This window comes from Jannaschia pagri (assembly GCF_019655435.1).
Lineage (GTDB): Bacteria > Pseudomonadota > Alphaproteobacteria > Rhodobacterales > Rhodobacteraceae > Jannaschia > Jannaschia pagri.
The window spans coordinates 92756-112555 of sequence record NZ_BPFH01000006.1 but is presented as its reverse complement, the minus strand read 5'-3'; the positions used below and the strand labels follow the sequence as shown (position 1 = coordinate 112555).

The window sequence follows — 19800 nt, the reverse complement described above, 5'->3', positions numbered from 1 at the left end:
GAAACGGTTTCCACGCCCAACGCGATTCCCGTGGTGGGGACGACTTCGAAACACGAGGGAAAATTATGAAAAGCATCCTCTTCGCCTCGACCGCTCTGGTTGCCTTCGCCGGCGCCGCTGCGGCGCAAGGTGTGACCCTGACGGGCTCCGCCGAAATGGGTATCTTCGACAACGACAATCCGGCTCAGAACGTCCAGTTCCACACCGACATCGACGTCACCTTCACGCTGTCGGGTGAAACCGACAACGGCCTGACCTTCGGCGCCAACATCGACCTCGACGAGTCGATCGGTGACAACAACGACGACGACGGCCTGGGCGAATCCGCCGCGACCCGCGACGACTCGCAGCACGGTGGTGCGGTGATCTTCATCTCCGGCAACTTCGGTACCCTGACCATGGGTGACACCGACGGCGCTCTGGACTGGGCCCTGCAGGAAGTGCTGTTCAACAGCGGCTCCCTCCAGGACAACGAAGAGCACGGCGGCTATAACGGCAACGCCGGTCTCGACGGTGACTACGACGGTCAGATCCTGCGTTACGACAACACCTTCGGCGCCTTCGGCGTTGCTGTGTCGGCTGAAATCAGCGACGCAGACGTTGCCAACGACGACCCGATCCTCGGCCTGGGTCTGACCTACGACCTGGACCTCGGCGGCACGGCCATCGGCTTTGGCCTGGGTTACCAGACCCGTGACGACGACGAAGCCATCGGCCTGTCCATCGACGCTGCTTTCGCCAACGGCTTCGCCGCCGGCATCAGCTACGAAGACCAGGAAATCAGCGGCAACGCGGCTGCCAGCTACGACCACGTTGGTATCGGTGTGGGTTACACCACCGGCGCGATCTCGCTGCACGCCAACTACGGTAAGTTCGACTTCGACAACGGCTCCGAGACGGACGGCTTCGGTCTGACCGCCGGTTACGACCTGGGTGGCGGCGCCTCCATCCAGTTCGGTTACGGCAGCACCGACGCTCCGGGCACCGCTGGTGACCTCGACACCTTCTCGCTGGGTGTTGCGATGAGCTTCTAATCCTTCACTGGATTACGCTTAAGAGAGAGCGGGCCTTGTGCCCGCTCTTTTCTTTTGGGCAGATCACCGCAGGAGACGGAGGGCCCTAATGTCATTGAACGAGATCGAACGCCGTGTGGTTCAGGCCTGTAGCGATGCCGGTCGGGACCGCTCCGAGGTGTCACTGATCGCGGTCTCCAAGGTCCAACCCCAGGACCGCGTAGAGGCTGTGCTTGAGGCTGGGCATCGCGCCTTCGGCGAGAACCGGGTGCAAGAGGCTCAGGGGAAGTGGCCAGCTTGGAAGGACCGCTTCACTGGGACTGAGTTGCATCTGTTGGGGCCACTTCAATCCAACAAGGTCCGTCCAGCGTTAGACCTCTTCGACGTCATACACTCCGTGGATCGTTTGAAGCTTGGACGCCGGATCGCTGATATCGCGAGCGAGGTTGGCCGGGCGCCCGCGCTCTTCGTGCAGGTCAACACAGGCGACGAGGACCAAAAGGCGGGTGTGGCGGTGCAGGGTGTCGACGACCTGGTCCGTGATCTCCGCGCCTTGGATCTGACGGTCAGGGGCCTGATGTGCATCCCACCCGTGGATCAAGACCCAGCACCCCACTTCAAGACTCTCGCTGATCTGGCGGCGCGCAATGGGCTGCCTGATCTGAGTATGGGCATGAGCGCGGATTTCGAGACCGCCATCGCCCTGGGCGCGACCCATATCCGTGTGGGCTCTGCCATCTTCGGGGCTCGCACCACCGGGTGACCCCGCCCTACGGCACGATCAGACGGCTTTCATATGTGATACGGCGGGCCATCCAGCGGAGGTCACGCGGCGCAAGCCCGATGCAGCCTTCGGTTGGAACACCAGGGTTCCGCCACCGATGGATGAATATCGCGCTACCCCGCCCACGCTCCGCCCGGGGCCAGTTCCAGTCGGTCACGATCACAAGATCATAGAGCGGGTCAGCCCGGCGCAATCGCTCATGGGACGGCTCGAACGGCGCGCGCACCATAAGGTTGTAGTCTTCGTGTTTCGGATCATCGCACCAGAGATCGCCAGGCCGGATCGGAACCGCCCAATCGGTGGGGCGCGCCAAGCGATCCGGACGGTACAGCATGCCCACAAGGCGATGGGTGCCCCGCGGTGTTCCGCCATCGCCCTCGCGCTTGTCCGACACGACACCGCCCCGGCCAAGGGTGCAGGGCAGTAGACGACCAGCGAAGCGCAGACCCATGGGCGTAACAACCAAATCCTGCACTGTGGCCCGGGTCATCGCAGGTGCCCGCTCTTGTCCCGCTTTACGTCCAGATAAGCCGCGTTGTCAGGGCCGCGCCCCACATTGAGGGGCACGCGTTCTGCGACCTCGATGCCCTGGGCCTGCATCATATCGATCTTGCGCGGATTGTTGGTCATTAGGCGAATGCGCGAAATGCCAAGTCGCTTCAACAACGACGCCCCAAGCCGGAAATCCCGCTCATCGTCTTCGAACCCCAGGCGGTGGTTGGCCTGGACGGTATCGAACCCCTGGTCCTGGAGGTCATAGGCGCGCATCTTATTGGCAAGCCCGATGCCACGCCCCTCTTGGTTGAGATAGAGCAAGATCCCCGATCCCCCCTGCCCCATGGCATCAAGCGCGGCATGGAGCTGTGGCCCGCAGTCGCACTTCAGAGACCCCAGCACGTCGCCGGTGAAACAGGCCGAGTGCAACCGGACCAAGACCGGCGCCGCCCGATCCGGGGCACCGATTTCAACGGCGTAGTGTTCTTCGCCACCCGCATCCTCTCGAAACACATGCAACCGCCCGGCCCGGGCCGCGGCCATGGGCAAGCGCGCCGCCGCCACGTCGCGCGGCAAGCCCGCGGCCCCTGGCGGCAAATGCGCAGGCAGCTGGGTCAGCCCATCCGGGCAGAGAACCTCCACCCCCACCACGGCGGGCAGCACCTGGGCCGCCTTGGCCAGGGCAATGGCCGTCCGCCAGGGCACGGCGTCCCCATCTCTCTGCGCGAGTAAGGGGCCTTTCATCGGCTTGCGCAGGTCATCCGCCGGATCGGCCAGCGCCCGCAGCCAGGCGAGATCGGCCCCCTGGGGAACAGAGATCCGCGAGATATCGCCATCGTAGACCCGCGCTTTCAACGTTTGCGCGCGTCGATCGGTCAAGGCAATCGTCAGCGGGCCGAGCCGCCCCAAAGCCTCCAAGCGCTCCGCCGACAGGGTTTCGGCCGCTGCAAGGGTCACGCCGCCCACGCAAATCGGCACGCCGAGACGCAAATCAGCGCGCGCGCGCGCGGCGAGTTCGATCAAAGTTGGGGCGAGCATGTCAGCCTCTGAAACAATCTGAGCGGGTCAGGCCCGCCGCATCCCGTCATATGTAACAAATCCCGGCTTGGCGACACGTGGCCGTGAGCAACCCGTGAGAATGGGCGCGAATGCCTTGGCGAACCAAACGCCTTCCGGCACCAATGGGGCAACGAGACACGGAGAGACACAATGGCAAACCTAAAGAAAATCCTGCTGGTTGACGATGACGACGACCTGCGCGACGCCCTCGCCGAACAACTTGTCATGACCGAAGACTTTGACGTGTTCGAAGCCGACAGCGGTGCGACCGGCATGGCCCGCACCAAAGAGCAGATCTACGATCTGGTTGTCCTGGACGTAGGCTTACCAGATACCGACGGTCGGGAGCTTTGCCGCCTGATGCGGAAATCCGGCGTCAAATGCCCCATCGTGATGCTGACCGGCCATGACACCGATGCCGATACCATTCTGGGTCTCGACGCAGGTGCGAACGATTACATTCCCAAGCCGTTCAAGTTCCCGGTTTTGCTGGCCCGCATCCGCGCCCAGCTTCGCCAGCATGAGCAATCGGAGGACGCGGTGTTCCAGCTTGGGCCCTATACCTTCAAGCCGGCCATGAAGTTGCTGGTCACGGAAGACGACAAAAAGGTGCGGTTGACCGAGAAGGAGACCAACATCCTTAAGTTCCTCTACCGCGCCAATGACGGGACGGTGGCACGCGACGTGCTGCTGCATGAGGTGTGGGGCTATAACGCCGGGGTGACCACCCATACGCTGGAGACGCATATCTATCGCTTGCGTCAGAAGATCGAGCCCGATCCCTCGAATGCACGGCTTTTGGTGACGGAAAGCGGCGGCTATCGCCTCATGGCTTAACGTCCGGTTGCGATGTCAATCCGGCCGTGGGGGAGGCGTCAAGGCGCCTTTCCCAAGGCCGGTCGGCCAAGGCACAACTTGACGTCGGCTCACCAATGCCGCTATCGACTTGTGCCACTTCTTTGAAAAGGCCGCTTTGTCGTGACCGCCACTGGTACCACCCGACCGAAGTTCGGTCGTAACAATCAGAAATCCGAGTTTTTGGCGTTCGTTGCCCGCGAGTTTTACATGGGCCGGGGCACGGAATTTCGAAAGAACCTCTCTAACAAGCTTGTTGTGAAGAACCTGCTAGAGGGGTCTGGCATATTCATACCGGAGGTCTACCAGGAGGTCGAAGACCTGGACGCCTTTGACCTTGATTCTCTGCCGGAGTTTTTCGTTTTGAAATATGCCTTCGGCTGGTCGGGCCGGGGCGTGATGTTGTTGCGAAAACTGACGGGCGATCGGTTTTTAGACTTGATGTCCCTGCGCATCATGTCGCGAGCGGAGATCCAGGCCCAGCAGATCAAGGCCGTCAAAGGGTTCCGCAATGCCAAGCGGACGCCGCGCTGGATCACGGAACAATTCGTGCAGTCCACGATCCCCGGACGGCCCGTCCCAATGGATTACAAGTTCTTTTGTTTTCAGGGGCGCGTGGAAGTCATTCTGCAAATTGACCGGAACACGCAGCCCATTCGCAAGGCGCTGTTCAACGGCGAATTTGTTCCCCTTAAGCCGGGCATTGACTATTTGGACTGCGATAAGGGATCTCGCCCTGGCGTGCCAATTGTGCCCCTTCATGCCGAGGATCTTTTGGACACGGCAAAGCGGCTATCCCGCTATACGGATGCGCCCTTTGTGAGCGTCGATCTTTATGACAGTCCAGAGGGCGTCTATTTTGGCGAGTTCACCTTTTCCCCTGGCAACGTCGCCGGACGATCCCAGGAATACAGCGATGCCTATCACGATCGGATGGAAGAGGCGTTCTTGGAGGCGAAGACCCTGCTGAAGTCCGATCCGTCGACCGTCGGGACGTTTTCGCCCGGGCCAAAGCATGGACCCTGTTGTGAGCCGACACTCTACGGTTTGCTGGCCTCTGGTGTGCTCGACAGTTCGGTCGACAGCGCACGGGCGTTGCACCGTCAAGCGGTCCAAGACGGGTACGATGGGACGCAACGCTTGAACCTGGCGAAGTCTTGGCGAGAGACGGAGAACCTGTTGCGGAAGCGGCTGACGGGAATCCAGCAATACCGGGAACGGATGATCGCCAAACACGAGATCGAGCCCGCCAGAACCCCCTAAGACAACGATCCGTCGAAACGAGATTGGCCGCGAAATGGTATAAGACGGCGCATTTCATGCCGTTTGATGTGGATTGCGTACATCGCACTAGACCAAAGTGTCGTTGCGTCAAGGTTCTCTCTTGCTGAGTCGGAGCAGCGTCCGTTAAGGGATGAGTGTGTCCAGAGTTTCTGGACACAACCTCCCTGTTGGACTGGGTCGGACATTTGTCCGACCATTTTTTTTGGTCCTTAGCCCCGGCCCGTAGAGGGCAATCGCACAGACACGACCGCGATAAGACCAACCCCTACCAGAACCGTTGCACCACCGAGGTAGGGCATCCGCAAAGCCAGATCGCGCCCAAGGGACGGCTCGCTCCAAGCCACCACGGCACCGCCAATGACCGCGCCGAGGGGCATCATGCCCCAGCCGAAGAACCGATACACGCTGTTGACCCGTCCGAGCAGATCATCGGGGATCGTGCGCTGGCGATAGCTTACCGTGACCACATTCCACAGCAGCCCCCCAAACGCCTCGCCGAACAGCGCCAAGGCAACAACAAATGGGTGAGATGCCACGCCGATGGCGGCGTAGCACGCGGCAAAGATTACCATGGCCAGACGCAGGCTGACCGTCGGACCAAGCAAACGGGCCACCCGAGGGGCGACGAGCCCGCCCAGAACGCCCCCCACGGCGCCGGACGTTAACAACAGGCCATGACCCACGGCGCCAAGGCCCAAGATCTCTTGGCTAAAGAGAACGAGCATCGTGAGTGACGCCATCGCACAGGCGTTGATGATCCCCAACAGGATGGCCAGCCGCCAAATCATCACGTGCCCCCAGATCCAGCGAAGCCCCTCGGACAGTTCCACCAGGAAAGGACGCCGCGCTGGCGCGACGCGCGCGGGGATAACCATCAGCCAGACCAGGGCCGCCGCGCCCGCAAAGGTCACAGCATCGAAAGCGAAGGGCACCGGTAAGGCCAAAGCAATCAGCACCCCAGCCAAAGGGGGGCCGATGAAGTGCCCTGCGATCCGCTCAATCGACCAAAGCTGACCGTTGGCACGCTCCAGGTCGCGGTGATCCACGACCGCGGGCAGAACGGTCTGTGCCGCATTGTCCCGCAGGACCTCTGCCGCGCCCAGCAGGAAGGCCACCGCACATAGGCCCGCAATCATAACCACCGGTTGGTCCGTTGGCGGTGGTGCCGCCAAGACCATCGCGACGATCCCCAAGGTCAGCACCGCGCGAAACAGATCTGCGCGCACCATCAGACGCCGCCGGTCAACCCGATCCGTCCAAACCCCCGCAGGCAGCGTCAGCAAAAGCCACGGCAGGCGAGTCGCCACAGCCGTCAGAGAGATCAGCAGCGGGTCGCGGGTAATCAAGGACGCCAGCCAGGGAAACGCCAGGGCCGACACCCCATCCCCAAGGTTTGAGATCCCAGAGGCTGAGACCAGCCAGCGGTAATTGCGGTTGTCTCGGATCAGAGCAAGGGACATGGCTGGGCCTCCTGCGGCGAAGCCTGCGTCGGGAGGGGCGACCGGCGCAAGCCCGGTTGCGCCCCCCTGCCTTGACGGGCATCGTCAAACGGAACGCCGCCCAGCCATCGCCAGGAGGCACCATGTCAGACGGTTTCACGGAAATGCTCGACCGGGCGCAGCGGTTCTATGGACAGCTGCGCGCCAATAACACCAAGGACTGGTTCGAACCCCGGAAGGCCGATTGGAAGGCCGACATCGAGGCCCCCGCAAAGCTGTTCGCAGAGATCATGGCCGAGGAGATCAGCCGCCTGACCACTGCGCCCCACACGCCGAAGCTGTTTCGCATCCACAGGGACGTGCGGTTCTCAAAGGATAAGTCACCCTACAAGGACCATCTGGCGATGCTCTGGTCCTCGGGCGATGCGGACGATCTGGCGCCGAGTTTCTATTTTGGGATCGAGCCGGACCGATGCTTCATCGGGTGCGGGACCCCTGGCTTCGATAAGGAGGCCCTGACCCGCTACCGCGCGATGGTGGACCGCTGGGGCGACCGTTTGGCAGAGATTATGGACGACAGCGGGGGGCATTTGGCGGCCATCGGGCCGGAGCCCTTGAAGCGCGTGCCGAAACCCTATGACGCCGACCATCCCCACGCAGACCTCCTGAAGCGCAAATCCCTGGCCCTGGGCATGGATCTGGCCCCCGGTTGGCGAGAGACGGGCGAGGGGCTAGTCGCGGCAGTTACCGACCGCATTGAGGTGCTCCTGCCGTTTCGCACGTTTCTCGCTGACCGCCTGTGACACGCAACATTCAGCTCTATCCGTGGTTCCGGTTCCTCCGCTCCCTGATCTTTTGGCAGGCGGTTTGGTTCCTCTACCTCCAGGCGGAGCTTTCGGCAGCTGAGGCGATTGCGATCTATGCGATCTACGATGTGGCGACGACCCTGCTGGAGGTCCCCTCCGGCTGGCTGTCCGACCGGTGGGGGCGACGGCCGACGCTGATCGTGTCCGCCGCGGCGGCCCTGGCAACGGCGGCGATGCAGGCGACAGGCGGGCCGTTCCTTTGGTTTGCCGCCGCGCAAATCCTGCTTGGGGTGCACGCCGCCTTCGCGTCGGGGACGGATAGCTCACTGCTCTACCAGTCGCTCGCTGCCGACGGGCGGGCGGATGACATGGATCATCAGGAGATGATCGGCTGGCGCGCGGGGTTTGCGGGCCTCGCGCTGTCGGCCGTCGTGGGCGGGGCTTTGGCCCGATGGGATCTGACCTGGCCCTACATCGCGACAACACTTGCCTATGGTGCGCTGCTGCTGGTCACACTGGCCTTCCAAGAACCACCGCGCGACCGCACGCAACAACACCGGGTCGGGACATTGCGCAGTCTGGGCGAGACGTTTCGCCTGCCAATGGCGGTCTGGCTGCTGCTGATCGGCGTGTTGATGTACGGGTTCAGCCATGTGTCCTTCGTCTTTGGTCAACCGGTGATCGAGAGCGCCTTGGCCGGCACCGCGCTTGCCCGGGAAACGCCCCTGGTCAGCGGCATCGTCACCGCCAGTATGATGAGCCTGTCGTTGGTGGTCTCGATCTTTGCACCGGGCCTGCGCACCTCGGTCGGATTGGTCGCGCTGCTGCTTTGTGCCTTCGCGTTTCAAATCGCGCTGCCGGGCGCCCTGGCCATCGCCACAGGACCGGTCGCCATCCTGCTGTTGCTCGGCCGCATGATCCCGGACGCCTTAGCCCAACCTTTCCTTGTCGCCCGCCTGCAAGCCCTGCTGCGCGACGAAAGCCGTGCGACGTTCCTCTCCCTTCAAAGCCTTCTGGGTCGGGTTCTGTTCGCCGCAACGCTTTGGATTGCGGCCACCTCGACCACGGATGTCGGCCAAATGCCCGATGGGGACCTACGGATGATCCTGGCCGCCTATGCCATGGGCGGTGTCGTCCTGTTGATTGGGTTGACGGTCTTTGCCTGGCGCTTGCCTAAGGACTGACGCGCCCCGGCGCAGGGCCCGACGCGGGTCCCCGCCGCGCCATTCTAGGGCTGGTCGCGCCGCGCCGGGCCTGCGACACAGGGATGTCTGTGCCAGAGGAATGCCCAATGCCCTTCACCCTTGCCACGTGGAACATCAACTCTGTCCGCCTGCGGGAGGCTCTGGTCGCGCGCTTCCTCAGCGAAGAGGCACCGGACGTGCTCTGCCTGCAGGAATGCAAAAGCCCGGTCGATAAGATCCCGCGCGACGCATTCGAAGCCCTGGGATACACCCACATGGTTGCGCGGGGGCAAAAGGGCTACAACGGCGTGGCGATCCTGTCCAAGCGCCCCATGGAAGAGGCGGGCGCGGCAAATTATGCCAACCTGGGCCATGCGCGCCATATCGCGGGCCGGTTGGACAACGGCGTCGTGATCCAAAATTTCTACGTGCCCGCAGGCGGCGATAAACCCGACCGCACGATCAACGAGAAGTTTGGACAAAAGCTCGATTATCTGACCGACATGCGTGACGCCTTCCACGCGGATCGGCCGGAGCGGTCCATCCTTGTGGGTGACCTGAACATCGCCCCCCGAGAGGACGACGTGTGGGACCACAAAAAGCTCCTGAAGGTTGTCAGCCACACCCCCATCGAGGTCGAACATTTGGCCCAGACCCAGGATGCAGGGGGCTGGGTCGACGTAACACGCGCGGATATTCCCGATGGCAAGCTCTATAGCTGGTGGTCCTATCGGTCGCCCGATTGGGACGCCGCCGACAAAGGGCGCCGCTTGGATCACGTCTGGGCCACCTCCGACATCGCAGGTGCCGCCCATTCCAGCCGCGTGCTGCGCCATGTTCGAGGGTGGGAACAGCCGTCGGACCACGCGCCCGTTCTGGCGACTTTCGATCTGTGACGCCCCGGAACATGCTGCCGGGTCGATGGCGGGCTGCCCCCGTCGCCCCGGCAAAGGACAGAAGGCCACACGCACCGCTTGCGACGGGGCGCGCAGCCTCCTAGATCTCGCGACAACACCCATGCCCCCGGAGCCGTAGCCATGACCCTGTTCGGACAGACCCCAGACGCCCCCGCCGCGACCGACCTGATCCGCGACGTGTCGGAGATGGACTTCATGACCGAGGTGGTCGAGGTCAGCCAAACCACACCCGTCATCGTGGACTTCTGGGCGCCGTGGTGTGGCCCCTGCAAGACCCTCGGCCCCCAGCTAGAGGCCGCCGTGACCGCCGCGGGCGGCAAGGTGCGCATGGCCAAGGTCGATGTGGATCAGAACCAGCAAATCGCGGCCCAACTGCGCATCCAGTCGATCCCGACGGTGTATGCCTTCTACCAGGGGCAACCGGTCGACGGATTTCAGGGTGCCGTCAGTCAGGCGGAGGTCCAAGCCTTCGTGGACCGCGTTGCCGCGCTGAATACCTCCGAAGCGGAGGGCCTCGCCGAAGCCGTGTCGGCCGCCGAAGAGATGTTGGAGGCGGGCGCCGCCGTGGATGCCGCACAAACCTTCGCCGCCATCCTGGGCGAGGCGCCAGAGAACGCGGCGGCCTACGGTGGCCTGGTCCGCGCCCATATCGCCCTGGACGAACTGGACCAAGCCGAGGCCCTTCTGACCAATGCCCCGACCGAGATCGCCCAAAGCGCCGAAGTGGACGCCGCCCGCGCGCAATTGGCTTTGGCCCATCAAGCCGCCGATGCCGGTCCCATTGCAGAGTTGACCGCCGCTGTGGAGGCAAACCCAGAGGACCACCAGGCCCGCTTTGACCTGGCCGGGGCGTTGCAAGCCGCTGGCGAAACCGAGGATGCGATTGCGCAACTGTTGGAGCTTTTCCGCAGGGATCGCGAGTGGAGCGACGGCGCCGCGCGCACCCAATTGTTCACGATCTTCGACGCGGCCGGGCCAAAAGACCCCGCTGTTTTGGCGGGGCGTCGCAAACTGTCGTCGATGATCTTTGCCTGAGGTATCGCGCGACCTACGTCCCCTATCATGATGAGAGCGACCGACCTCCCTTCGACCATCCCCGTGTTTCCACTGCCAGGGGCTTTGCTGCTGCCACGCGCACGGCTGCCGCTGCACATCTTTGAGCCGCGCTATCTGCAAATGGTGGACGATTGCTTGAAGACCGAGCATCGGCTGATCGGCATGGTACAGCCCCGCGCCCAGACCGGTCGCGACGGGCGAGCGTTGCAGACGATTGGATGCGCGGGGCGGCTGACCCAATTGTCCGAGACCGAGGACCGCCGATATATGATCACCTTGGCGGGCGTCTGCCGGTACCGGATCACGCGCGAGGTGACGGGGTTCACGCCCTACATCAAGGCGGATGTGTCCTGGGATGGCTTCGACCGCGACCTGGGAAAGCCCGAAAAAGATCACGGCTTCGACCGTCCTGCTTTTCTGGATCTGCTGCGCCGCTATTTTGAAAGCCAAGAGCTGTCGACCGATTGGGACAGCCTCAAGGACGCCGACGAAGAGCTGCTCCTGAACTCCCTGTCCATGCTCTGTCCGTTCGAGCAAGAAGAGAAACAGGCGCTATTGGAGGCGCCGAGCCTGGCCACCCGCCGCGAGACCGTCGTTACCCTGATGGAAATCGCCCTGCGTGGCGGCGCCGACGATGAGGTTCTGCAATGATCTCCGACCATGATCGCAAAATGCTCGAAGCCCTGGTGTGCCCGGAAACCCGCGCACCACTCACTTATGACGCCGAGGCGCAGGAGCTCATCTCGAAGGCCGCCAAGGTCGCCTATCCGATCCGAGGCGGCATCCCCATCATGCTACGCGACGAAGCCCGAAGCCTGGACTAAGCAAAAGTCTTCCCCGAAGACTTTTTCAAAGACATTTCAACGAAATGTCTTAGGCGCGCATTAGATCGGGCAGGTCTCCGGTAACGCCAGCGGCTTCGCGAATGAACGCCCGTCTGGCACCAGGCATCGCCGAGATGGCCCCCATTCCCAAGTCACGCCCCAAGCGGAGGATTGGGTTGTCGTTGGAAAACAACCGGTTCACCGCATCCGTCGCCAGCCCCATGGCCGTGGTATCGAAACGCCGCCAGCGTTGATACCGCGCCAAAACATCCGCCGCGCCGAAGTCTTCCCCGCGCCGCTTGCCTTCCGCCACAACATGGGACAGCGCCGCGATATCCTTGAAGCCCAAATTGAGGCCCTGTCCCGCAATGGGATGAATGCCGTGGGCCGCATCGCCTACCAAGGCCATACGGTCCCCAATGAACGTCTGCGCCAGGGTCAAACTGAGCGGATAGGTATACCGTGCCCCGACGAGGCGAAAATCGCCCAGGAAGCTGCCGAACCTGGGGCGGAGCACATCCAGATAGGCGGCATCGGAGAGCGCGTTCAACTCCCGCGCGGTTGCGGCGTCTTCGGTCCAAACGATACTCGACCGATTGCCTCGCAAAGGCAGAATCGCCAGGGGGCCCGGCGGCATAAAGAACTGATGGGCCACCCCGCCGTGGGGCTGGTCATGCTCCACGGCACAGACCAGCGCGGTCTGGCGATAATCCGTCCCTACCCGTCCGATCCCGGCGCGCCGACCCACACCGCTCGCCCGGCCATCGCAGCCAAGCAGAAGCGGCGCGCGCAGGGACGTGCCATCGTCCAGCGTCACAACGGCTAACCCCCCTTCGACGGTCTGGTCGGTCACAGTACACCCAAACCGAACGTCGATCTCTGGCGCGCGGTCGCAAGCCGACAGAAGATGAGGACGCAGATGCCGGTCCTCGACCATCTGCCCCATGAAGCTTTCGCCGATCTCTGCCGCATCGAAGGCCAAGTGCAGTGGCGAGGCGCCCTCCCCCGCGCGCCCGTCGCTCGCCCGGATCCCGGTGATCGGCTGCGCGGTTGCGTCCAGGTCAGACCAGAGGTCAAGCGCCTGCAACATCCGTACGGACCCAAGCGCGACCGCATAGCTGCGACCATCGAAGTCGGCGGCGTCCAAAGTCTGGCGGGGCCGCGCATCCAGCACGATCGACCGCAGACCCGTCTTGGCCAAGGCAAGGGCGGCCAAAGGGCCATTGAGCCCCCCGCCGACGATCAGAGTATCAGCATCCATAGGGGGCATATGCGCCGCCCATGGGCCATTGTCCAACGCCTGACGTCACCGTAGCCTGGGGCGCGACCTTATGACGGGGGCATGGCGCAATGGACAAGTGGTTGGGCATGAGCGGCGGCGACCTGGGCCGTGGGATTGCATCGGGGGACATCGACCCGGAGGCCTTGTGCGAGGCGTTTTTGGCCGCCATCGCCCAAAGCCCCCACGGACCCCGCATCTATGCCCGCACGACGCCGGACCGCGCGCGCGCCGAGGCGGCGGCAGCCGCTGAGCGGGCGCGTCTGGGGCTGCGTTGGGGGCCGCTGGATGGCGTGCCGATCAGCTGGAAAGACCTCTTCGACAGCGCGGGCACAGCGACCGAGGCTGGCAGCGGCCTTTTGAAAGATCGCGTCCCGACGCAGGACGCAGAGACTTTAGCGACGGCGACCCTGGGCGGGTCCGTCTGCCTTGGGAAAACCCATATGACCGAGCTGGCCTTTTCGGGCCTGGGCATCAATCCCACGACCGCAACACCGCCAAACGTGAACAACCCAAAGGCCGCGCCTGGTGGATCGTCCTCTGGGGCGGCGGCCTCGGTCGCCTTCGGCTTGGCGCCCATAGCAATGGGCTCCGATACCGGTGGCTCCGTCCGCACGCCCGCGGCTTGGAACGATCTTGTGGGTCTAAAGACGACCATTGGGCGGGTGTCGGTCGCAGGCACGGTCCCATTGGTGACCAGCATGGACACACTTGGCCCCCTCTGCCGTACCGTCGAGGACACGGCCCTGGCGCTTGCCCTGTTGGAAGGTGGCAAACCCGCCGACCTGTCTGGCGCTACCCTTCGCGGCACGCGCCTGCTGGTCTTGGCCGATTACACGGACAGCAGCCGCGATGCCCCCCAGGCCGCCGTGGCCCAGGCCGTTGAGCGGTTCCGGGATGCGGGCGCCGCAGTGGACCGCCGCAGCGTGGCGACCGTCGACACCGCCATGGCGCTAACACCCCTACTTTTCGCCCCCGAGGCCTACGCCACCTGGCGGGACGTCATCGAGGCCGCGCCGCACAAGATGTTCGATCAAATCTTGGAACGGTTCCGCAATGGACGCGGGGTCGAGGCAGCGGATGTCTTGGCGGCCCATCGCACGAGGGCCGACGCCCAACAGGCTTTCTTGTCCGAGGTTGCCGGGTATGACGCGATCCTGCTGCCAACGTCTGCCATCGAGCCACCAGACGCAGAGCGACTGTCCACCGACAGGGATTACTACGTGACGGAAAACCTGCTCGCCCTGCGCAACACGCGGGTCGGAAATGTGCTGGGGCTCTGCGGCCTGACCCTGCCGACGAGCGTCCCCTCTTGCGGGGTCATGGCCCTTGCACCCCCCATGGCGGAGGAGCGGCTCCTTAGGCTCGGCGCCGCGATGGAGGCTGCGCTTCGCTAGCCGGCGGACCCAATTTTCAAGAAAATTGGTCCCATACCCCAGGTGGCCGCCAGCAGCGGGGCGGGAATGCCACACCCCGTCGTCGCCCCGTGCCTTTGCCATGGACCGGTGAGGCCCCCTTGGGCTAATCTGCTGAAAACGGGGCCGTAAGAGCACCCGCATCGAGGCACGCGCATGAATTCTCCCAAGCGGTTCGCAGAACTGCCTGAATACGCATTTCCGCGTCTGCGGACCCTTCTGGGCTCGTTGACACCTGGCAACAATGCCCCCGTCGAGATGACGATCGGGGATCCGCGCCATGATCCGCCGGCCTTTGTGGCGGATGTCATCGCAGAGCATTCCGCCGGTTTCCGTGGCTACCCGCCAAACGAAGGCGCGCCCGAGTTGCTGCGCGCCTGTGCGGATTGGCTGGGGACGCGGTACGGATACGCCGCCGATCCGGGCACGGATATTCTGGTGCTGAATGGGACCCGCGAAGGGTTGTACAATGCCTCCATGGCGCTGTGTCCCGAGGACAAGAATGGTCAGCGCCCAGCAATTCTGACGCCCAATCCGTTCTACCAAGTCTATGCCGTGGCCTCGCTGAGCGTCGGGGCCGATCCGGTCTATATCAACGCCACCGAGGCCACCGGTCACCTGCCCAATTTTCGTGCCCTAGACCCGGAACTTTTGGATCGCACGGCCATCGTCTACATCTGCTCGCCCGCCAATCCGCAGGGCGCCACGGCTTCCTTGGCCTATTGGTCGGACCTTCTGGCCCTGGCCGAGACCCATGATTTCAAGATCTTCGCAGATGAATGCTACGCCGAGGTCTACCGCGATACGCCACCCGTCGGCGTGTTGGAGGCCGTGCGCGCCACGGGCGCGGACCCGGATCGTGTGGTCGCCTTCCATTCGCTCAGCAAACGGTCGAACCTCGCCGGGCTGCGGTCGGGTTTTGCCGTCTCCGGCCCCGGGAACATCGCCCGGATGAAACAGTTGCGCGCTTACGCGGGCGCGCCCTTGCCCCTCCCCCTTCAAATGGCGGCGGCGGCGACCTGGGCGGATGAGACCCATGTGGAGGAGAACCGCGCGCTCTATGCCGCGAAGTTCCAAGCCGCCCAGGAGATCTTGGGCCATATCCCCGGCGTCACGATCCCCGACGCGGGCTTTTTCCTGTGGCTGCCGGTCGAGGATGGCGAAGCGGCCACGATCAAGCTGTGGACGGAGGCCGGGGTCAAAGTCCTGCCGGGGGCCTATCTGGCCCGCGACACCGACGCCGGAAACCCCGGGCAAGGCTTTGTCCGCGTGGCCCTGGTGGCCCCATTAGACGACACAATTGCCGGGCTGACCCGCCTGCGCAACTGCATCTATTCGTAAGGAGACCATGACAACATGGCGTATCAGGTCAGACAGCGCGATCCCCTCCTAGACAGTTCGATCCAGATTTCGCTCGCGCGCCGGGGCCGGGAGGGGCTGGGCGTCGTGATGGTGCTTTGCGGTCTGATGCTTGCCCTGATCCTGGGCACCTACAGCCCCGACGATCCGAGTTGGCTGGCGGTCACGGATGCGGACCCGAGCAACTGGCTCGGGATGTTCGGCGCCACGGTGGCAGCCCCCCTTTACTGGGTGCTCGGCCTCGGCAGCTTTGGCTTGGCTGTGGGCTTGATCGTTTGGGGGGGCCGGTTTGCGACCCACCAGGGGTCGGAGCTGGCCTTGCCACGCGCGCTGTTCGTTGCCGGTTGGGTCATCGTATTGTCGCTGTTCTGCACCTCCATGGTGCCTGGCCCCGGCTGGGGCCATGATTTCGGGATGGGCGGGCTGTTCGGTGACACTCTGATGGGTGCGATCCTTCAGGTGCTGCCGATCACGGCTGCGGCGGGTTTGAAACTGTTGTCGCTGGTCTTGTTGGCCGCCTCGGTGGTCACGGGCGCCTGGGTCCTAGGGTTTCAACGCGAGGACCTGGCGCGAGCGGTCGTGTTCCTGCTGAATGGCTTCGGCGCGGCCTGGTATCTGGTGCGCCTGCTGACGGGGCAAGCCGTTCAGGGCGCCGCCAGTCAAACGCGCCGCACCGCCTCCTCCCTGCGGGACCGCCGGGCGGAGCGCGCCCAACAGCCGACAGAGGACCCGGCGGTCGGGACCGACCCCGCCCCCGCAGCACGCGCGCCCCTCTTGTCGCGGCTCCCCTTGCCAGGGCTTGGGCGACGGGCTGCCGGGCCGGACGTCGCGCCGGACATTGAAAAGGAGGGACCCGCCGAAGACGACATCCCCCTGGACGGTGACGACCGTGTCCAGGCCCGGATCGCCAGCGCCGTGCGGACTCGTGTGCGCCGAGCAAATATCGCCCAAGCGTTGCAAACCCCGCCCGCGGCGCCTGTCACGCCCACCCCTGCCCCCGCGACAGACGCCCCTTTGGCGAACGGTCGCGTGGAGCCCACGCTTGGGGCGCAAGTGGCCGCTCCCGCAGCCGCGCGGAACGAACCGCCCTTGACCGCATCTTTCGTGCCGAAGGCGCCCGCCCCGCTGGAGCCTCAGGTCACGCTGCCGCCGCTGCCCGAAGCCGTGGAGGACGACCCGCTGCTGGAGCCTGCCGCTCCGGTGACCGCCCCCATCACACCAGAACCCGCCCCCTTATCCGCGCCCGCGCCTGCGCCCGCCCCGATGCGGAGCCCGGCGCCGCAGCCCACGGGCAAGGCCCTCAATCGCAAGGTCGTCCAGCCCGCCGCCAAACCCGCCGCGCCCTCGCGTCAGGCCAAAGCCGAGGCCCAGCCCACCCTGCAATTCGAAGACCCCTCCACAACCTACGAGGTCCCACCGCTGTCGCTGCTGGCGGACCCTTCGACCGTGGAGCGTCATGTCCTGTCCGACGAAGCGCTGGAAGAAAACGCGCGCCTGCTTGAGACGGTGTTGGACGACTATGGCGTGAAGGGCGAAATCGTCAGCGTCCGCCCCGGCCCCGTCGTGACGATGTACGAACTTGAGCCCGCCCCGGGCCTCAAGGCCAGCCGGGTGATCGGCCTGGCCGATGACATCGCCCGCTCCATGTCCGCCCTATCGGCCCGCGTGTCCACGGTTCCCGGGCGCAGCGTGATCGGTATCGAATTGCCAAACGCCCAGCGCGAAAAGGTCGTCCTGCGGGAGATCTTAGCCGCCAAGGACTTTGGCGACACAACCCAGGCCCTGCCTCTGGCCCTGGGCAAAGACATTGGCGGCGCACCCATCGTGGCGAACCTCGCCAAGATGCCCCACCTGCTGATCGCGGGGACAACCGGGTCCGGTAAGTCGGTGGCCATCAACACGATGATCCTGTCGCTGCTTTATAAACTGACGCCCGAAGACTGCCGCCTGATCATGATCGACCCGAAGATGCTGGAACTCAGCGTCTATGACGGCATCCCGCACCTGCTGTCGCCCGTGGTCACCGACCCCAAGAAAGCCGTCGTCGCGCTCAAATGGGTCGTGGGCGAGATGGAGGAACGCTATCGCAAGATGTCCAAGATGGGCGTCCGCAACATTGACGGCTACAACGGTCGGGTGAAGGACGCGCTGGACAAGGGCGAGTTGTTCAGCCGGACGGTGCAGACAGGCTTCGACGATGAAACCGGCGAACCCGTGTTCGAGACCGAGGAGACGATGCCGGAAAAGATGCCCTACATCGTCGTCGTCGTGGACGAGATGGCCGACCTGATGATGGTCGCGGGCAAGGAGATCGAGGCCTGCATCCAGCGCCTGGCGCAGATGGCCCGTGCCTCGGGCATTCACCTGGTCATGGCCACGCAGCGTCCCTCGGTCGACGTCATCACCGGGACGGTTAAGGCGAACTTCCCGACGCGGATCTCCTTCCATGTGACCTCCAAAATCGACAGCCGGACGATCCTGGGTGAAATGGGCGCGGAACAACTGCTGGGCATGGGCGACATGCTCTACATGGCCGGCGGCTCCAAGATCACCCGCGTCCATGGCCCCTTCTGCTCCGACGAAGAGGTCGAGGAAATCGTCAACCACCTCAAATCCTTCGGCCCGCCCGACTACGCCGCCAGCGTGCTGGACGGCCCGGATGGCGAGGCCGCGGGCGATATCGATGCCGTGCTGGGCCTGACGGGTGGCAATACGGGTGGCGAGGACGCTTTGTACGATCAGGCGGTGGCCATCGTCGCGCGGGACCGCAAATGCTCCACCTCCTACATTCAGCGCAAGCTGGGCATCGGTTATAACAAGGCCGCGCGCCTGGTGGAGCAGATGGAGGACAACAGCGTGGTCGGCCCCTCGAACCAAGTCGGTAAGCGCGAGATCCTCATTCCAGAGGCCTCCTGAGGGCCGAAGCCCCAGCCATCTGTCGGATTTGGGGGGAACCGTCCCGAGCGGTTCCCTCAAGGCCCTTGCGCCAGATCAAGGTTAGTCTGTCTATCGCGCGATAGAGCCACCCTTCGAGTGTCACGAAAGACCCGGAGGGCCCCGCATGAACCAGCAAGCACCAACCAGCGCCGGCCAGCCCACCCCTGCGCGTGCGCGTTTTGAAGCGGCAAAGTACCCCTATGGTCGCCGCATGGCCCGCGCCACCTACGAGGCGGAGAAGGCCGCGCTCCAGGTTGAGTTGCTCAAGGTCCAGCGCTGGTTCCAGGAGACCGGCCAACGGACGGTGATGCTGTTCGAAGGGCGGGATGCCGCGGGCAAGGGCGGGACGATCAAGCGGTTTATGGAACACCTAAACCCCCGCGCCGCGCGGGTGGTGGCGTTGAACAAGCCGACCGAGGAAGAAAAGGGGCAGTGGTTCTTTCAACGCTACGTCAAACATCTGCCCACGGCGGGCGAAATCGTCCTCTACGATCGCTCCTGGTACAATCGGGCGGGCGTGGAACGGGTGATGCGCTTTTGCGAACCGACCGAGTATCTGGAGTTCATGCGCCAAACGCCCGAGTTTGAGCGGATGCTCACCCGGTCGGGGATCAAGCTCTATAAATACTGGTTCTCGGTCACCCAAGGGGAGCAGCGCAAACGCTTCGCCTCTCGTCAAACGGATCCACTGAAACAGTGGAAGCTGTCGCCCATCGACAAGGCCAGCCTCGACAAATGGGACGACTATACCGAGGCGAAGGAAGCGATGTTCTTCTACACAGACACGGCCGATGCCCCCTGGACCGTGATCCGATCCGACGACAAGAAGCGCGCGCGGCTGAACTGTATGCGGCACTTCCTGTCGACCCTGGATTACCCAGGCAAGAACACGGACGTGGCCCAGGCGCCGGACCCCAAGATCGTGCTGCAAGCGGGCCATGTGATCCATCGGTCGGACCATATCCTGGCCACGTCACTTCACCCCGAGGCGCGCGCCGTCTAGGCCGGTCTTGCGAGCACCCCGCGCGCGGACAGCCGCTGTCACGGGGCTGTCATCGCATAGCGGCGGGACTTTGGGCAGGACGGTGACTATA

Annotated in this window: 18 protein-coding genes; 14 read left to right on the top strand and 4 right to left on the bottom strand. The window is 64.0% G+C overall.

The features are described 5' to 3' along the window. Positions 1-65 precede the first annotated feature (65 nt). Together K5R33_RS15500 and K5R33_RS15495 are read left to right on the top strand one after the other, a co-directional pair. On the top strand, positions 66-1034 hold the full coding sequence (locus tag K5R33_RS15500; RefSeq protein ID WP_220749979.1) for a porin: 969 nt from the start codon (positions 66-68) through the stop codon (positions 1032-1034). Positions 1035-1122: 88 nt separating this feature from the next. Beyond that, complete coding sequence (locus K5R33_RS15495) at positions 1123-1776, top strand: YggS family pyridoxal phosphate-dependent enzyme (RefSeq protein WP_220749978.1); 654 nt, start codon at positions 1123-1125, stop codon at positions 1774-1776. Positions 1777-1783: 7 nt separating this feature from the next. On the opposite strand, the gene K5R33_RS15490 is transcribed toward K5R33_RS15495, so the two are convergent. Both K5R33_RS15490 and ribA read right to left on the bottom strand, forming a co-directional pair. After that, positions 1784-2287: a L,D-transpeptidase family protein gene (locus K5R33_RS15490; RefSeq protein ID WP_220749977.1), complete on the bottom strand. Its 504-nt coding sequence runs from the start codon at positions 2285-2287 to the stop codon at positions 1784-1786. Beyond that, positions 2284-3330: a GTP cyclohydrolase II gene (gene ribA / locus K5R33_RS15485; RefSeq protein WP_220749976.1), complete on the bottom strand. Its 1047-nt coding sequence runs from the start codon at positions 3328-3330 to the stop codon at positions 2284-2286. The genes K5R33_RS15490 and ribA overlap by 4 nt, the downstream gene beginning before the upstream one ends. Before the next feature lie 171 nt (positions 3331-3501). Between ribA and K5R33_RS15480 the strand changes: the two genes are divergently transcribed. Then, entirely contained in the window at positions 3502-4188 is a 687-nt protein-coding gene (locus tag K5R33_RS15480) for a response regulator transcription factor (RefSeq protein WP_220749975.1), read from the top strand. A gap of 141 nt (positions 4189-4329) precedes the next feature. After that, the gene (locus K5R33_RS15475; protein ID WP_220749974.1) at positions 4330-5469 is read left to right on the top strand and encodes an ATP-grasp fold amidoligase family protein; all 1140 of its coding nucleotides are present in this window, start codon (positions 4330-4332) and stop codon (positions 5467-5469) included. A gap of 230 nt (positions 5470-5699) precedes the next feature. Here the strand turns inward: K5R33_RS15475 and K5R33_RS15470 are convergent, their stop codons facing one another. Beyond that, the gene (locus K5R33_RS15470) at positions 5700-6950 is read right to left on the bottom strand and encodes an MFS transporter (RefSeq protein WP_220749973.1); all 1251 of its coding nucleotides are present in this window, start codon (positions 6948-6950) and stop codon (positions 5700-5702) included. 122 nt (positions 6951-7072) lie between these two features. On the opposite strand from K5R33_RS15470, the gene K5R33_RS15465 reads away from it, so the two are divergent. The 6 genes from K5R33_RS15465 to K5R33_RS15440 all read left to right on the top strand — a co-directional run bounded on the left by K5R33_RS15465 (position 7073) and on the right by K5R33_RS15440 (position 11716). Then, the gene (locus K5R33_RS15465; RefSeq protein ID WP_220749972.1) at positions 7073-7732 is read left to right on the top strand and encodes a DUF2461 domain-containing protein; all 660 of its coding nucleotides are present in this window, start codon (positions 7073-7075) and stop codon (positions 7730-7732) included. Then, positions 7729-8919 carry an MFS transporter gene (locus K5R33_RS15460; RefSeq protein WP_220749971.1) on the top strand — a complete coding sequence of 397 codons (1191 nt, stop codon included), beginning with the start codon at positions 7729-7731 and terminating at the stop codon, positions 8917-8919. The genes K5R33_RS15465 and K5R33_RS15460 overlap by 4 nt, the downstream gene beginning before the upstream one ends. Positions 8920-9026: 107 nt before the next feature. Next, entirely contained in the window at positions 9027-9815 is a 789-nt protein-coding gene (locus K5R33_RS15455; RefSeq protein WP_220749970.1) for an exodeoxyribonuclease III, read from the top strand. A 141-nt stretch (positions 9816-9956) separates the two neighbouring features. Next, positions 9957-10871, top strand: coding sequence for a thioredoxin (trxA, locus tag K5R33_RS15450; protein ID WP_220749969.1), 915 nt, complete (start codon positions 9957-9959; stop codon positions 10869-10871). A 27-nt stretch (positions 10872-10898) separates the two neighbouring features. Further along, on the top strand, positions 10899-11543 hold the full coding sequence (locus K5R33_RS15445) for an LON peptidase substrate-binding domain-containing protein (RefSeq protein WP_220749968.1): 645 nt from the start codon (positions 10899-10901) through the stop codon (positions 11541-11543). Continuing rightward, the gene (locus tag K5R33_RS15440) at positions 11540-11716 is read left to right on the top strand and encodes a Trm112 family protein (RefSeq protein WP_220749967.1); all 177 of its coding nucleotides are present in this window, start codon (positions 11540-11542) and stop codon (positions 11714-11716) included. Before K5R33_RS15445 ends, K5R33_RS15440 begins: the two co-directional genes overlap by 4 nt. A gap of 49 nt (positions 11717-11765) precedes the next feature. On the opposite strand, the gene K5R33_RS15435 is transcribed toward K5R33_RS15440, so the two are convergent. Continuing rightward, complete coding sequence (locus K5R33_RS15435; protein WP_220749966.1) at positions 11766-12986, bottom strand: FAD-dependent monooxygenase; 1221 nt, start codon at positions 12984-12986, stop codon at positions 11766-11768. Between the two features lie 80 nt (positions 12987-13066). On the opposite strand from K5R33_RS15435, the gene K5R33_RS15430 reads away from it, so the two are divergent. The 4 genes from K5R33_RS15430 to ppk2 all read left to right on the top strand — a co-directional run bounded on the left by K5R33_RS15430 (position 13067) and on the right by ppk2 (position 19709). Next, complete coding sequence (locus K5R33_RS15430; protein ID WP_220749965.1) at positions 13067-14392, top strand: amidase; 1326 nt, start codon at positions 13067-13069, stop codon at positions 14390-14392. A gap of 174 nt (positions 14393-14566) precedes the next feature. Further along, the gene (locus K5R33_RS15425) at positions 14567-15751 is read left to right on the top strand and encodes an aminotransferase class I/II-fold pyridoxal phosphate-dependent enzyme (protein WP_220749964.1); all 1185 of its coding nucleotides are present in this window, start codon (positions 14567-14569) and stop codon (positions 15749-15751) included. A gap of 15 nt (positions 15752-15766) precedes the next feature. Next, positions 15767-18685 (top strand): DNA translocase FtsK, encoded by a 2919-nt coding sequence (locus K5R33_RS15420; protein ID WP_220749963.1) that lies wholly within the window; start codon positions 15767-15769, stop codon positions 18683-18685. 145 nt (positions 18686-18830) lie between these two features. Beyond that, positions 18831-19709 carry a polyphosphate kinase 2 gene (ppk2, locus tag K5R33_RS15415; protein ID WP_220749962.1) on the top strand — a complete coding sequence of 293 codons (879 nt, stop codon included), beginning with the start codon at positions 18831-18833 and terminating at the stop codon, positions 19707-19709. Positions 19710-19800: the final 91 nt, after the last annotated feature.